The sequence below is a fragment of the Flaviflexus equikiangi genome (assembly GCF_014069875.1).
Classification (GTDB): domain Bacteria; phylum Actinomycetota; class Actinomycetes; order Actinomycetales; family Actinomycetaceae; genus Flaviflexus; species Flaviflexus equikiangi.
The window spans coordinates 1,261,382-1,275,547 of sequence record NZ_CP059676.1 but is presented as its reverse complement, the minus strand read 5'-3'; the positions used below and the strand labels follow the sequence as shown (position 1 = coordinate 1,275,547).

Sequence of the window (14,166 nt, the reverse complement as noted above, 5' to 3'; positions counted from 1 at the left end):
CTATAACGGAAGGCAGTCATGACAGTTCTCGACGACATTATTGCGGGAGTGCGCGAGGATCTCGCTGTGCGCGAAGCGCACGTCCCTCTCGACGACATCCGTGCCCTCGCATCCCGCGCGGTGCCCGCTCTCGACGCACGCCGGGCACTCCTCGCCCCGGGAATCTCCATCATCTCCGAGGTCAAGCGATCCAGCCCGTCGAAAGGGGCTCTCGCCGACATTCCCGAACCCGGCGATCTGGCGATCGAATACCAGGGGGGCGGGGCGGCCGCGATCTCGGTTCTCACCGAGGGCCGCCGCTTCGGCGGGTCTCTTGCAGACCTGGACAGAGTGCGGGAGAAAGTCTCCGTGCCCGTTCTGCGCAAGGATTTCGTCGTCACCGAGTACCAGATCTATGAGGCTCGGGCGCACGGAGCCGACCTTGTTCTCCTCATCGTCGCGGCGCTGAGCGACGCGGAGCTCGCACGCTTCCTCTCGATCACACACGATCTCGGCATGACAGCCCTCGTCGAGGTGCACGATGAGGAGGAGACACGCCGCGCGGTCGCGGCAGGAGCCCAGGTCATCGGAGTCAACGCGCGCAACCTCAAAACCCTCGACGTCGATATGACGACGTTCGATCGTCTCGCCCCGCTCCTGCCGGAGAACGTCGTCAAGGTCGCCGAGTCAGGGATCACAGGCCCAGCCGATGTTCTCTCCTATTGGCGTTCAGGGGCGGATGCTGTGTTGACAGGAGAAGCCCTCGTCAAGTCCGGCCAGCCGAGACAGACCATCGCAGACATGATCAGAATTGTTGGTGAAGCATGAGTACAGGACCCTACTTCGGCGATTTCGGCGGCCGGTACATCCCCGAGGCCCTCATGGCCGCACTGGATGACCTGACGGAGGGATGGGAGAAGCTCAAGGCCGATCCCGCTTTCGTTGCGGAGCTTGCAGAACTGAGCCGAACCTATACGGGCCGCCCCTCCATCATCACCGAGGTGCCACGCTTCGCCGAGCACTGCGGCGGTGCCAGGGTCATCCTCAAGCGGGAGGACCTCAACCACACCGGATCCCACAAGATCAACAACGTGCTCGGTCAGGCTCTCCTCACCCGAAGCCTCGGGAAGACTCGAGTGATTGCGGAGACCGGTGCCGGCCAGCACGGCGTGGCGACCGCGACCGCCGCGGCTCTGCTCGGGCTCGACTGCACGATCTACATGGGGGCGGAGGATATTCGCCGCCAGGCACTCAACGTTGCCCGCATGAGACTCCTCGGAGCGGAAGTCGTCTCCGTCCACCAGGGTTCAAACACTCTCAAGGATGCGATCAATGAAGCATTCCGGGAATGGGTGGCGACCGTTGACACGACGAACTACATCTTCGGAACGGCCGCCGGCCCCCATCCCTTCCCCGCTCTCGTCCGCGACCTTCAGCGGGTGATCGGCGATGAGGCACGCGAACAGGTCCGCGAACTCACCGGAGCGCTCCCCGACTGGGTTCTCGCCTGCGTCGGCGGGGGATCGAACGCCATCGGCACCTTCACCGCCTTCCTCGACGACGTGGACGTCAACCTCGTCGGGCTCGAAGCCGCCGGTGACGGCATCGACACCGGCCGCCACGCCGCCCCCATTTCCATCGGTGAAGTCGGGATCCTCCACGGTGCGAAGACCTACCTCCTCCAAGACGAGGACGGTCAGACCCAGGACTCACATTCGATCTCTGCCGGCCTCGACTATCCCGGTGTGGGGCCCGAGCATGCTCACCTGGCCAAGACGGGCAGGGTGCGATACCTGCCCGTGACGGACGCTGAGGCGATGGAGGCATTCTCTGTCCTGTCACGGACGGAGGGGATCATTCCCGCGATCGAATCAGCGCACGCTCTGGCGGGTGCGATGACGATCGGGAAAGAGAATCCCGATGCCACGATCCTCGTGTGCCTGTCGGGACGCGGGGACAAGGATGTCGAGACAGCCGCTGCCTGGTTCGGACTCGACGGCTCGGCAACACGAGAGGTGTACTGATGAAGGCCGCTGACAAGATTGACGCCGCACGCGCCCGCGGGGGAGCGGCGTTCGTCGCCTACCTCCCGGCGGGCTACCCGGACGCCCAGGCGAGTGCAGACGCCGCGATCGCCGTCGTCGAATCCGGTGCCGACATCATCGAGCTCGGGTTCCCGTACTCGGATCCGGGGATGGACGGGTCGCTGATCCAGGCGGCCACCCAGGAGGCACTGGCGAAAGGCTTCAAGATGAAGCAGCTTTTCGCGATTGTCGAACAGGTGGCGGCCACTGGGGCCGCCGTCGAGGTCATGACCTACTTCAATCCGATTTTCCGTTACGGTGTCAACGACTTCGCTCGGGACTTCGCAAACGCGGGCGGTGCCGGGCTGATCACGCCCGACCTCGTGCCCGACGAGGCGGGGGAGTGGATCGCCGCTGCGGACGCCTATGACCTCGACAAGATCTTCCTTGTCGCGCCCTCATCGCGCCCGGAGCGGCTCCAGCTTGTCGCCGACTCCTGCCGCGGCTTCGTCTATGCGGCATCGACCATGGGAGTGACGGGTGCCCGGGCGACTGTCGACAACCGTGCACGTCAGCTCGTGGCAGACACGAGGGCGCACGGTGCGGAACGCGTCTGTGTCGGTCTCGGCGTCTCGACTGGAGCGCAGGCCGCGGAGATCGCGGAGTTCGCGGACGGTGTTATTGTCGGTTCTGCGCTGATCGCAGCGCTCAAGGACGACCCCACCCTGGGGAAGCTCCGGACACTTGCCACCGACATCGCTGCCGGTTCCCACGGCGAAAGCTGAGTATATGTACCCTCTCTCCATCCCCTCACCGTCCGAAAGCGTCTGGATGATCGGGCCGCTGCCCCTCCGTGCCTACGCCATCGCCATCATCATCGGCATCGTCATCGCCTGGTGGCTGCTCGAGCGGCGCTACCAGGCGAAGGGCGGCCCAGCCGAGGTATCGCTCGATATCGCCGTCTGGATGATCGGCTTCGGCATCGTCGGAGCCCGGCTCTATCACGTCGTGACGACACCCGGCCCCTATTTCGGTGAGAACGGTGATCTGTCCAAGATCCTCCGCGTGTGGGAGGGGGGCCTCGGCATTTGGGGTGCGATTGCGCTCGGCGCGGTCGGTGCCTGGATCGGACTGAAGCGTCGGGGCCTGCGGATGGCACCGTTCGCGGATGCTCTCGCGCCCGGGCTCCTCATCGGGCAGGCCGTCGGCAGGCTCGGGAACTACTTCAACCAGGAACTGTACGGCCGGCCGACGGAGCTCCCGTGGGGTCTAGAGATCGACCCCGAGAACATCGTGGGCGGCTTCCCCGAGGGCACCACCTTCCATCCGACATTCCTGTACGAACTGGTGTGGTGCCTGGCGGGCGCCGTCCTGCTCGTCGCCCTCGAGCGGCGCTACAACCTGCGGGGCGGCCAGTCGTTCTGGCTCTACGTCATGATCTATACGGCAGGCAGAACGTGGATCGAGAATCTCCGCATCGACGAAGCGCAGATTGTCGCGGGCCTGCGCCTCAACGTGTGGACCTCGATCGCCATGTTCCTCATCGCCACCGGTTTCTTCATCTGGCGGACGAGGATCGTCCGTGCAGATGGCTTCGTCGACGAGATCTATGACGACACGCATACGGCCGATGGTGAACGTGATTCTCATGACGCTGGACCGGAGGCCGCGAGCGGAGCGCGCTCCGAGGATGCTGCGGCGGACGCCAGCAACGAGGACTAAAGGCCCTCTACCAATAGGTTTGCGGTGGCTGCGGCACCCCGCGGGTGGGGGAGCGAGCATTCTCATTCGTTCGTCGAGCGCGGACTGTGGCGCGAATAATCGCACGTGTCACGCAATCTGAGCACGTAGTTGGGTAATGTGGTCTTCATGCGAAGAGCCAAAATTGTCTGCACCATCGGTCCTGCGACCTCGAGTCGAGAGAAAGTGCGCGAGCTGGTTGAAGCCGGCATGAATGTCGCACGAATCAACGCCTCCCACGGCACCCACGAAGATCACGAACAGACCTACGCCAACGTCCGCGCCGCGGCCGAGGAGACGGGCAAGGCTGTCGCCATCCTCGTCGACCTCCAGGGCCCCAAGATCCGGCTCGGAAACTTCGCTGACGGCTCTGTCGTCCTGCGCAACGGAGACATCTTCACGATCACGACCGAAGACATCCTCGGCGACAAGGACATGGTGTCGACGACGTTCAAGGGACTTCCCGGCGACTGCCATCCCGGCGACGAGATCCTCATCGACGACGGCAAGATCCTTGTCCGCGTCAAGGAGGTCAACGGCCCCCGCGTCGTCACCGAGGTGCTCGTCGGCGGCCCCGTCTCCAACCACAAGGGCGTCAACCTGCCCGGTGTCGCCGTCTCGGTTCCGGCACTGTCCGAGAAGGATAAGGTCGACCTCGAGTGGGCTCTGAAGCTCGGCGCGGACCTCATCGCGCTCTCCTTCGTCCGCTCCGCCAAGGACATCGGCGACGTCTATGAAGTGATGGATCGTGTCGGCCGCAAGATCCCTGTCATCGCGAAGATCGAGAAGCCCCAGGCTGTTGAGAACCTGGAAGAGATCGTCAACGTCTTCGACGGCATCATGGTCGCCCGAGGTGACCTCGGCGTGGAACTGCCGCTCGAGCAGGTCCCGATCGTCCAGAAGCGCTGCATCGATCTTGCGCGCCGCAAGTCGAAGCCCGTCATCGTCGCCACCCAGGTCCTGGAATCGATGATCACGAACCCGCGCCCCACGCGCGCCGAAACATCCGACTGCGCGAATGCCATCCTCGATGGTGCGGACGCCGTCATGCTGTCAGGTGAGACCTCGGTCGGCCAGTACCCGATCGAGTGCGTCCAGGTCATGGGCGACATCATCTCCTACACGGAAGAGCACAGCCTCGAGAACATCGCGCCGCTGTCCGGCATGCGCCAGACACGCAACGGTGTCATCACGCGAGCCGCCCTCGATATCGCTGAAGCGCTCGACTGCCGCTTCGCCGTGACGTTCACCACCTCCGGGCTGACGGCACGCCGGCTCTCTCGCCTGCGCTCCCCGATCCCGAACATTGTGTTCACTCCGTTCGAATCGACACGCAACGCCCTCGCCCTCTCGTGGGGCATCGAGGCTCTCATCGTGCCGGAAGTCCAGCACACGGACGACATGGTCAACCAGGTCGACCAGGTTCTGCGCGACCGCGGACTGGCCGAAGTCGACGAGCGCGTCGTCATCGTCTCGGGCATGCCGCCCGGCACGGTCGGCTCGACGAACTCGATTCGAGTCCACAAGATCGGTGAGACGCTGCCCGGCCACGAACGCAGCAACGACGAGGACTAGAGTATACTCGTAGAGCCTGGCTAGCCGGGCGTCTGCTCCGGTGGTGGAATTGGCAGACACACCGCACTCAAAATGCGGCGCCGAGAGGCATGCGGGTTCAAGTCCCGCCCGGAGTACGAAGAGAGTGTCGGGACATCAGTGTCCCGACACTCTCATGTTTCCAGGCGCACATCTGTCTTGCACCGGCATGAGGCTCGCAGCGGGCTCGATGAGTTCGTCCACCGACACGGTTAGTGATTTCACACCCCGTTTTTTACGGAATTAAACCGCGACATGTCGGGCGATTCTGGGCGTGTGTGGGACACAGCCTTGTGAAACTCTGTGCACCGGATCGCAATGATATGACGAATGTGAAGATTGAGGGATAACCTGTGAGAGATAATGTCCACGGGCATAGAAATGGCCCAGAGCCGTCACATGCCAAAGGAGGCCACGATGGTGAAGAGTGAAGATCACTCACTCGACGATCTCGAGATTCTTGTCGACGAGGTTGCTGATGATGGGCAGGAGCGTACCTATCGCGCCCTCGTCGTCGAAGATGAAGCCCTGATCCGACTCGATATCGTCGAGACCCTCACCGAAGCGGGCATCGAGGTTGTCGGAGAGGCCGGAGACGGCGAGACAGCGATCGAGAAGGCCAAGGAGCTGGAACCGGACGTTGTCGTCATGGACGTGAAGATGCCGGGCATGGACGGGATCACCGCCGCCGAGCAGATCCTCGCGAACCGTACGTGTGCCGTTGTCATGCTGACCGCGTTCTCGCAGAGCGAGCTCGTCGAGCGCGCCCGCGATGCTGGTGCGATGGCTTACGTCGTCAAACCATTCACCCCTGCCGATCTCATCCCCGCGGTCGAGATCGCCGTGTCACGCTTCCACGAGATCGTCTCCCTGGAGAGCGAGGTCGCGAACCTGACGGAACAGTTCGAGACGCGCAAGCAGGTGGACCGGGCCAAGGGGCTCCTCATGTCGAAGATGGGACTGACGGAGCCCGAGGCCTTCAGGTGGATCCAGAAGACGTCCATGGATCGCCGTCTGACGATGAGGGAGGTTGCCGACGCGGTCATCGACCAGGTCGGCCACTGATCAGAGTCGCGGTTTCACGAACCGGACGGTCAAAGAACCGAATGCGGTCAGGCGCTCTCCCGAGTAGATCTCGACCTTGACCCATATTGTCCCCGCCGACTTCGACACGACCGAGCCCACGGCTCGCACCGAGTCCGTTGTCGCCGGGGACACGTGCGAGACGTGCAGATCGGTGCCGACAGGAGCGAGGTCGGGCGGGCAGTGCATCATCGCGATGCCGGAGGCGAGATGTTCGACGAGGAAGCCGTTCATCCCCCCATGCAGAAGACCATAGGGCTGAGTGTTGCCCTCGACTGGCAGCGTGCCCTCCATCGTGCCGTCTCCGACGTGCGTAATGGTGAGTCCGAGTTTCTCGGCAAGAGCGCCGCCGCCGAGTTTCAGGTGAGTGTTCATGCGCCCTAGAGTAGCCGACTGGTGAAATTGCCGAGCGCGGGACGTACCCTGGGGGAGTGAATCAACGACTTCTTCTCCTCGACGGCCATTCCCTCGCCTTCCGCAGCTTCTTTGCGTTGCCGAAGGATGCGTTCCGCACTGACCAGGGTCAATACACGAACGGTATCCACGGTTTCGTCAATACCCTCCTCAAGCTCTATGCGGATACGAAGCCGACCCATGTCGCTGTTGCCTTCGACCTGTCGGGTGGCACGTTCCGGACGAAGGAATACGCGGCCTACAAGGGCGGACGCGCCGACACGCCCGAAGAGTTCAAGGGCCAGATCCCTCTCATCCAGGAAGTCCTCGATGCTCTCGGCATCACGTGGCTCACTCTCGACCAGTACGAGGCGGACGACATTATCGCCACTCTCGCGGAACGCGGCGTCAAGGAGGGGATGGAAGTGGTGGTGTCCTCCGGCGATAAGGATGCCTACCAGCTGGTCAACGATCGGGTGACCCTGCTCTACCCGATGCCGAGATCGCAGATGCTGGAGATGACTCCCGAGGTCGTCAAGGAGCGTACGGGGGTGACCCCCGACCAGTACCCCGATCTCGCGGCGCTCGTGGGGGAGAAGGCCGACAACCTGCCCGGCGTGCCGGGTGTGGGTGCGAAGACGGCACAGAAGTGGATCGCGGCCTACGGCAGTCTCGACGGCATCATCGAGCATGCCGACGAGATCGGGGGCAAGGTCGGTGCCTCCCTCCGCGAGAACATCGAGCAGGTGAAGCTGAACCGGAAGCTCAACCACCTTCTGAGGGACATGCCGCTCGAGGTGTCCTTCGACGAGCTGAAGCCGAGGGGTGTAAATCGGGAAGCCGTTCACCAGCTCTTCGACACCCTCGACTTCACGTCCCTGCGCCCACGCGTACTCGCAGAGCTGCCTCTCGCCGAGGGAGACACCGAGGAGGCAGGGGAGAGCATGGACGCACTCGAGGCGGTCATGGCGGGCCCTGGAGACATCGCAAGGTGGTTGGGGGGCCGCTCAACCCAACGCCTCGGGCTGTACATTCTCGGCAGTGGGGAACCCGCCCGGGGCGACGTTGGGCTCCTCGCCATTGCCGACGAGTCAGGGCAGGCTATTGTCGCCGACCGGGCGGACTTCTCCGAGGAGGACGAGGCGTCCTTCGTCTCCTGGATCGAAGACGCCGAGGCTCCGAAGGTGATCCACGAGGCCAAGGCGGCCTGGCATGCCATCAAGGGTGCGTTCAATGCCCGCCTGGTCGGCGTCGACGTCGATACCGAGCTCGCCGCCTACATCCTCCACCCCGATCAGCGCACCTATGATCTTGCCGATCTTGTCGCCCGCCACATCGGCATCGCCCTGCCGGACATGGAGGCGGACGAGCTCGATCTCGGCCTGTCTGTCGGTGGAGGCGCAGCCAACGGTCCCGGTGCGAGAGCGTGGGCGCTCCTGCCGCTCGCGACGGTGCTGAGCGGCGAACTGGCCAAGCGCGACTCGACGGAACTGCTCAACAGCCTGGAACGGCCGCTCATGACCGTGTTGGCGCGTATGGAGGATCGCGGCATCGCCGCCGACGTCGCCGTTCTCGAGGAGCTGCGATCGGCTTTCGATGCTCGTGTCACCGCGGCTGCGGAGGCGGCATATGCGGCGATCGGCCACGACGTCAATCTCTCCAGCCCCAAGCAGCTTCAGGGCGTCCTCTTCGACGAGCTCGGACTCCCTCCGACGCGGAAGACGAAGTCCGGCTATACGACGAATGCGGAGGCGCTGACGGATCTCTATGCGCAGCTGGCGTTCCGGGAGGACGACACGGCGGTTGCCGGCCGGGAGTTCCTCGGCCAGCTTCTCGAGCATCGTGACGCGATCAAGCTCAAGCAGTCCGTCGAGGGCCTGGCCAAGTCGGTTCTCTCGGACGGTCGGATCCACACGACCTTCCAACAGACGGTTGCGGCCACGGGACGGCTGTCCTCCACCGAGCCGAACCTGCAGAACATCCACGCACGCACGGAAGAGGGCCAGCGCATTCGCGAAGCCTTCGTGCCCGGGGACGGCTACGAATCGCTCATGACGGTCGACTACTCGCAGATCGAGATGAGGCTCATGGCCCATCAATCAGGCGATGCCGCCCTCATCCAGGCCTTTATCGACGGCGAAGATCTCCACTCCTATGTTGCCGGGCACGTGTACGGCATCTCGCCGTCCGCGGTGACATCGGCCCAGCGCAACAAGATCAAGGCCATGAGCTACGGCCTCGTGTATGGTCTGTCCGCCTTTGGGCTCTCCCGCCAGCTCCGCATCGACCGGTCGGAGGCGCAGCAGCTCATGGACGACTATTTCGAGCGTTTCGGCGCGGTCAAGCGCTACCTGGATTCCATCGTCGCCCAGGCCCGCAAGGACGGGTACACGTCCACGATCCTCGGACGGCGCCGCTATCTCCCCGACCTGACGTCCGACAATCGTCAGCGTCGCGAAGCGGCCGAGCGCATGGCACTCAACGCCCCCATTCAGGGCTCCGCGGCCGACATCATCAAGATCGCGATGCTGAGCGTGGACGAGGCGCTCACCTCAGGGTCCTTGACGTCACGCGTGCTCCTCCAGGTGCATGACGAACTGGTCCTCGAGATCGCGCCCGGTGAACGCGATGCTGTCCGTGAGCTCGTCGAAACCCATATGGGTTCCGCCGTCGATCTGTCAGTCCCGCTCTCTGTCGGAGTCGGAGTCGGAGCTAACTGGCGGGCCGCAGCGCACTGACGATCAGCGTGCCGGGGAGCAACGCTCCCCGGTCCGGCCCCCACGCGCCCCACGTACCCTCGTTGCCTGCCGGCCACCCGGGTTCCAGCATCGACTGAATGCGAAAACCGGTCCCAGCCAGGGCATTGACATGATCAGCGATGGTGTGCGGGAACTCGGCATAGTCCGTCCCGCGAGAATCATTCTCGACGTAGGCGATCTCGCGCCCGTACGGCCGGATCACGGTGAGATCATCCGCGTAGGGGGAGTCCGGGAACACCCAGGAGAACGGGTGTGTCACCGAGTACACCCAGGTTCCGCCGGGCACGAGGACTCGGAAGATCTCGGCGAACGCACGCTCAAGGTCGGGGAGGAAGCTCAGAGCCCCGAACGACGTGAAGACGGTGTCGAAGGATTCCGGCGCGAAAGGAAGGGCTGTGATGTCGGCCTGCACGAGTGGGACATCGATTCCGGTCCGCTTGTTGAGCAGACGCGCAGCGTTCAGCATTCCCTGGGAGATATCTGTCGCGATCACGGTGTCGCCCCGGGCGGCCAGCCAGCGGGAGCATTGGGCGGCACCGGCACCGACCTCGAGTATCCTGCCCGGGACTCGCGGGATCATCGCGAGGTCGTCCTCTGTCCACCCTTCGGGCCCCCACTGGAATTTCACCTCCCCGAGAGAGGGATGGTCGCGAAGATACTCATCAGCATTGCGATCCCACCACGACTGGGCAACCGTGTGCGGACTGGTCACGTCACGGGCGGGGAGAAAAGCTGGTTCCATGCTTGAAGTGTGCCACGAGCGCCGAAAGGAGGGCCTCAATCGCACCTTCGCGGCGGTGGTGAGTCGTGCGCGTCACATGAACGAAATTTTATGGCGCTTTTGCCTGGCATCTCGCGCCGGATCGCGTTAGTGTGGTTTCTTGGACGTCCTTCGGGGTTTCCATTCAATTGTCCATACTATTTCTACTGTCCTATCGGAGACTACAACTCAATGACAACATCTACGCCCGAGCAGCCGACCACCCCGCAGGTCGCAATCAACGACATCGGCTCAAGGGAAGACCTCCTCGCCGCCGTCGACGAGACCATCAAGTACTTCAATGACGGGGACATTGTCGAGGGCACCATTGTGAAGGTGGACCACGACGAGGTTCTTCTTGACATTGGGTACAAGACGGAGGGCGTCATCCCCTCCAAGGAACTGTCGATCAAGCACGACATCAACCCTGATGAGGTTGTTGCCGTCGGCGATCGCGTCGAGGCCTACGTCCTCCAGAAGGAAGACAAAGAAGGCCGCCTTCTCCTCTCGAAGCGCCGCGCACAGCAGGAGCGTGCCTGGGCCAAGATCGAGGAGATCAAGAACACTGACGGAGTTGTCTCCGGCAACGTCATCGAGGTCGTCAAGGGCGGTCTCATCGTCGACATCGGCCTGCGCGGATTCCTCCCCGCATCGCTGGTCGAGATGCGGCGCGTCCGCGACCTCCAGCCCTACATCGGTCGCGACATCGAAGCGAAGATCATCGAGCTCGACAAGAACCGCAACAACGTGGTTCTCTCGCGCCGCTCGTTCCTCGAGCAGACGCAGTCCGAGACCCGCAGCCACTTCCTCAACACCCTCCAGAAGGGCCAGATTCGCGAGGGCGTTGTCTCCTCCATCGTGAACTTCGGCGCCTTCGTGGACCTCGGCGGAGTCGACGGTCTCGTCCACGTCTCCGAGCTGTCCTGGAAGCACATCGACCACCCGAATGAGGTCGTCGAGGTCGGCAAGGAAGTTACTGTCGAGGTTCTCGAGGTCGACATGGACCGCGAGCGTGTCTCCCTGTCGCTCAAGGCGACGCAGGAAGATCCGTGGCAGGTCTTCGCCCGCACCCACGCCATCGGCCAGGTTGTGCCCGGCAAGGTCACGAAGCTCGTCCCCTTCGGTGCGTTCGTTCGCGTCGAGGACGGCATCGAAGGCCTCGTCCACATCTCCGAGCTCGCTCAGCGTCACATCGAGCAGCCCGAGCAGATCGCCAAGGTCGGCGACTCGCTGTTCGTCAAGGTCATCGACATCGACCTCGAGCGCCGTCGCATCTCCCTCTCGCTCAAGCAGGCCAACGAGGGCGTGGATCCGGAGTCTGAGGACTTCGATGCATCGCTCTACGGCATGGCTTCCGAGTACGACGAAGAGGGCAACTACAAGTACCCCGAGGGCTACGACGCCGAGTCCGGCGAATGGCTCGAGGGCTACGAGGCCCAGCGCGAGCAGTGGGAGGGCGAGTACAACCAGGCCTACGCCCTCTGGCTCGCTCACAAGGAGCAGGTCGCCCAGGCCGCAGTGGTCGAGGAAGAGGTCGTCGAGGCCGCTCCCGCACCGCGCGAACAGGCACCCGCAACCTACTCGTCCGGCTCTGAATCGACCGGCACGCTCGCTTCCGACGAGGCGCTCGCAGCGCTTCGCGAGAAGCTGACCGGTCACTGATCCTCGCTGATCTAGAACGGTGAAAGGGGACCGCCACGGCGGTCCCCTTTCTGCGCCACCACCCTTCGAAGGAGACTTGCCATGACAGGGATAGCATCCGGCCCGCCGACGAGAGCGAAGATCCCTCGAGAGCTGCGCCGCCGGAGCCTGCGCGTGGCAGAGGCCTATCCTCTTCCAGGGGGCTTCGTCCGAGTGATCCTGACCGGCCCTGACATCGAGGGCTTCGAGTCGACCGGGCCGACCGATCACTGCAAGCTTGTCATCAATGACGAGGGGGAGCACGGCCGCCACTACACGCCGATCCCCATGCCCGGAGCGATCGCGTTCGACATTCTCACGCACGGAGCGGGGGCTGTGTCGCGATGGGCGGAGAGGCTCCCGATCGGGGACACGGTCCGAGTGATGGGGCCACGGTCGAGCCTGGAGTTCCCGAATAACACGTCCCACCTTGTTCTCGTCGGTGATGCTGCCGCGTTTCCTCCGCTCGGGCGGTGGCTGTCCCACCCCTCACGGACGATGCGGACCGACGTCGTCCTCCACGGTCCCGGAGGGAGCTATCTCGAGGATCGGGAGGTAGCGACGTTCCGCGAGATCCCCTTCGACATCACGGGACAGGCGCTTCTCGACTGCGTTCGCAGCCTCACGTTCACATCCGGAACGTACGTGTGGGCCGGGGGAGAGGCCAGCAGTCTCGTTCCGCTGCGCCGTTGGCTGCGCACTTCTGCGCCAGCCATGAAGGTCGATGGCTATTGGAAGCAGGGCGTGGCTGATCGGGATCACCATGCACCGCTCGACCCTGAGGAGAATGAATGATCGTCATCACGGGATTCGGTCCCTTCGGTGCGCCCGGTTCGGTGGCGCATGAGAGTAACCCGAGCGAACGTCTCGCGCTTGATGCCGGATCCAGGCTCGGCGCGCACGTCGAGATTCTGCCCGTCTCCTACGCCGCGGTCTCGAACGCCGGCCGGCTCTTCTCCGATGCCGAGCTCGTTCTCAGCATCGGAGTCGCCGGTGGTCGGCGCGAACCGCTCCTTGAGAAGCAGGCGGTCAACTGGAAGGAATCGTCCGTTCCAGATATCGACGGTACTGTCGCGCGCGGGGAGCGGATCGACTCCACCGGTCCCGATCGTGTTCAGACCGCGTGGGATATTGACCACATCGCATCCGGCTCTGGCCTAGGAATCTCGCTCAGTGCTGGGACGTACGTGTGCAATGCTCTGTCATATTCCCTGTATCGTCACCATGGGAACGCTTGCTTCCTCCACATTCCGCCCGCCGAGCATCTGGATCTCGATGCGGGCATCGGCCTCGTTGAAAGGATCATCGCATGCTCTATGTCGGCCTAACCGGCGGTATCGCATCAGGGAAGTCCGTCGTCTCGGCACACATGGCCGAGCATGGCATGACGATCATGGATGCTGACGAGATCTCTCGCGCCGTCACTGCGCCCGGAGGCGCCGCCGTCCCAGCCATCGCCGACCGATTCCCCGGCACCGTGACTGACGGGGTTGTCGACAGGGAGGCGCTGGCCGCTATCGTCTTCAACGACGCAGAGAAGCTCGGGGAGCTCAACGCGATCGTCCACCCGCTCGTGCAGAGCGGGATGCAGGGGATGTTCCACCAGGCTGTGGCCGAGGATTCGAGGGCTATCCTCGTCGAGGATTCACCGCTCCTCATCGAGACGGGACGCGCCTACGTGCCGCAGTTCCTGATTGTCGTCACCACACCGGATGAGACGCGTGTGCACCGGCTCGTCGAACATCGCGGCATGACCGTGGGGGACGCTCGTGCTCGCATCTCCACCCAGTTCACCGACGAGCAGCGGCTCCCGTTCGCGGACGCCGTGATCGACAACAGCGGAAGCATCGATGCTCTGCACGAGCAGATCGATGCACTGATCGCCAGGATCGTCGAGTTCGAGAACAATGTCGTCAACGAGACGCTCCCGAAGGCCCGCGGCCGTCACATCATGCACGCCGAGCGTCTCGCCGGGAAGCTCGCGCACTGCGGTGTGACTGCCCGTGTGAAGGGCATGGACATCATCGTCCCCGCCGACACGCCGGAGACGGTTCTGCGCCACGTCTGCTGCATCCCCCACGGTAATCGTTGGGTGCGTCCCGATGCTGGCGCCTACGTCGAGGTCAGCTTCGAGGAAACACTCTAGGAGAGTGCC

Annotated in this window: 13 protein-coding genes and 1 tRNA gene; 12 read left to right on the top strand and 2 right to left on the bottom strand. The window is 63.7% G+C overall.

What is annotated here, in order from left to right:
- The first annotated feature begins 18 nt into the window (after positions 1–18).
- The 7 genes from trpC (at position 19) to H2O75_RS05920 (ending at position 6,401) form a co-directional block, all read left to right on the top strand.
- Positions 19–807 carry an indole-3-glycerol phosphate synthase TrpC gene (gene trpC, locus H2O75_RS05950; protein ID WP_182169582.1) on the top strand — a complete coding sequence of 263 codons (789 nt, stop codon included), beginning with the start codon at positions 19–21 and terminating at the stop codon, positions 805–807.
- Positions 804–2,003 carry a tryptophan synthase subunit beta gene (trpB, locus tag H2O75_RS05945; protein ID WP_182169580.1) on the top strand — a complete coding sequence of 400 codons (1,200 nt, stop codon included), beginning with the start codon at positions 804–806 and terminating at the stop codon, positions 2,001–2,003. The genes trpC and trpB overlap by 4 nt, the downstream gene beginning before the upstream one ends.
- The gene (trpA, locus tag H2O75_RS05940; RefSeq protein WP_182169578.1) at positions 2,003–2,788 is read left to right on the top strand and encodes a tryptophan synthase subunit alpha; all 786 of its coding nucleotides are present in this window, start codon (positions 2,003–2,005) and stop codon (positions 2,786–2,788) included. Before trpB ends, trpA begins: the two co-directional genes overlap by 1 nt.
- 4 nt (positions 2,789–2,792) lie before the next feature.
- A complete protein-coding gene (gene lgt, locus H2O75_RS05935; protein ID WP_182169576.1) occupies positions 2,793–3,725 on the top strand; it encodes a prolipoprotein diacylglyceryl transferase in 933 nt (310 codons plus the stop codon).
- A gap of 147 nt (positions 3,726–3,872) precedes the next feature.
- Positions 3,873–5,318 (top strand): pyruvate kinase, encoded by a 1,446-nt coding sequence (gene pyk / locus H2O75_RS05930; protein WP_182169574.1) that lies wholly within the window; start codon positions 3,873–3,875, stop codon positions 5,316–5,318.
- 34 nt (positions 5,319–5,352) lie between these two features.
- A tRNA-Leu gene (locus tag H2O75_RS05925) sits at positions 5,353–5,434 on the top strand.
- Positions 5,435–5,753: 319 nt separating this feature from the next.
- On the top strand, positions 5,754–6,401 hold the full coding sequence (locus H2O75_RS05920; protein WP_182169572.1) for an ANTAR domain-containing response regulator: 648 nt from the start codon (positions 5,754–5,756) through the stop codon (positions 6,399–6,401).
- Here the strand turns inward: H2O75_RS05920 and H2O75_RS05915 are convergent, their stop codons facing one another.
- Positions 6,402–6,794 (bottom strand): PaaI family thioesterase, encoded by a 393-nt coding sequence (locus H2O75_RS05915; RefSeq protein WP_182169569.1) that lies wholly within the window; start codon positions 6,792–6,794, stop codon positions 6,402–6,404.
- Between the two features lie 56 nt (positions 6,795–6,850).
- Here H2O75_RS05915 and polA point away from each other — a divergent pair, with 56 nt between their 5' ends.
- Positions 6,851–9,550: a DNA polymerase I gene (gene polA / locus H2O75_RS05910; protein WP_182169566.1), complete on the top strand. Its 2,700-nt coding sequence runs from the start codon at positions 6,851–6,853 to the stop codon at positions 9,548–9,550.
- On the opposite strand, the gene H2O75_RS05905 is transcribed toward polA, so the two are convergent.
- The gene (locus H2O75_RS05905; RefSeq protein ID WP_182169562.1) at positions 9,525–10,313 is read right to left on the bottom strand and encodes a class I SAM-dependent methyltransferase; all 789 of its coding nucleotides are present in this window, start codon (positions 10,311–10,313) and stop codon (positions 9,525–9,527) included. The genes polA and H2O75_RS05905 overlap by 26 nt on opposite strands.
- A 210-nt stretch (positions 10,314–10,523) precedes the next feature.
- Here H2O75_RS05905 and rpsA point away from each other — a divergent pair, with 210 nt between their 5' ends.
- From rpsA to coaE, 4 genes are all read left to right on the top strand, one after another.
- On the top strand, positions 10,524–11,993 hold the full coding sequence (gene rpsA / locus H2O75_RS05900) for a 30S ribosomal protein S1 (RefSeq protein ID WP_182169560.1): 1,470 nt from the start codon (positions 10,524–10,526) through the stop codon (positions 11,991–11,993).
- A gap of 81 nt (positions 11,994–12,074) precedes the next feature.
- Positions 12,075–12,806 carry a siderophore-interacting protein gene (locus tag H2O75_RS05895; protein ID WP_182169558.1) on the top strand — a complete coding sequence of 244 codons (732 nt, stop codon included), beginning with the start codon at positions 12,075–12,077 and terminating at the stop codon, positions 12,804–12,806.
- Complete coding sequence (locus tag H2O75_RS05890; RefSeq protein WP_182169556.1) at positions 12,803–13,339, top strand: pyroglutamyl-peptidase I family protein; 537 nt, start codon at positions 12,803–12,805, stop codon at positions 13,337–13,339. Before H2O75_RS05895 ends, H2O75_RS05890 begins: the two co-directional genes overlap by 4 nt.
- Positions 13,321–14,157 (top strand): dephospho-CoA kinase, encoded by an 837-nt coding sequence (coaE, locus tag H2O75_RS05885; RefSeq protein WP_182169554.1) that lies wholly within the window; start codon positions 13,321–13,323, stop codon positions 14,155–14,157. The genes H2O75_RS05890 and coaE overlap by 19 nt, the downstream gene beginning before the upstream one ends.
- The last annotated feature ends 9 nt before the right edge of the window (positions 14,158–14,166 follow it).

Coding starts and splice junctions, on each gene's coding strand:
- pyk (WP_182169574.1), top strand. CDS start 3,873: ATGCGAAGAGCCAAAATTGTCTGCACCATCGGTCCTGCGACCTCGAGT.
- lgt (WP_182169576.1), top strand. CDS start 2,793: ATGTACCCTCTCTCCATCCCCTCACCGTCCGAAAGCGTCTGGATGATC.
- trpB (WP_182169580.1), top strand. CDS start 804: ATGAGTACAGGACCCTACTTCGGCGATTTCGGCGGCCGGTACATCCCC.
- H2O75_RS05890 (WP_182169556.1), top strand. CDS start 12,803: ATGATCGTCATCACGGGATTCGGTCCCTTCGGTGCGCCCGGTTCGGTG.
- trpA (WP_182169578.1), top strand. CDS start 2,003: ATGAAGGCCGCTGACAAGATTGACGCCGCACGCGCCCGCGGGGGAGCG.
- H2O75_RS05895 (WP_182169558.1), top strand. CDS start 12,075: ATGACAGGGATAGCATCCGGCCCGCCGACGAGAGCGAAGATCCCTCGA.
- coaE (WP_182169554.1), top strand. CDS start 13,321: ATGCTCTATGTCGGCCTAACCGGCGGTATCGCATCAGGGAAGTCCGTC.
- H2O75_RS05915 (WP_182169569.1), bottom strand. CDS start 6,794: ATGAACACTCACCTGAAACTCGGCGGCGGCGCTCTTGCCGAGAAACTC.
- H2O75_RS05920 (WP_182169572.1), top strand. CDS start 5,754: ATGGTGAAGAGTGAAGATCACTCACTCGACGATCTCGAGATTCTTGTC.
- H2O75_RS05905 (WP_182169562.1), bottom strand. CDS start 10,313: ATGGAACCAGCTTTTCTCCCCGCCCGTGACGTGACCAGTCCGCACACG.
- rpsA (WP_182169560.1), top strand. CDS start 10,524: ATGACAACATCTACGCCCGAGCAGCCGACCACCCCGCAGGTCGCAATC.
- trpC (WP_182169582.1), top strand. CDS start 19: ATGACAGTTCTCGACGACATTATTGCGGGAGTGCGCGAGGATCTCGCT.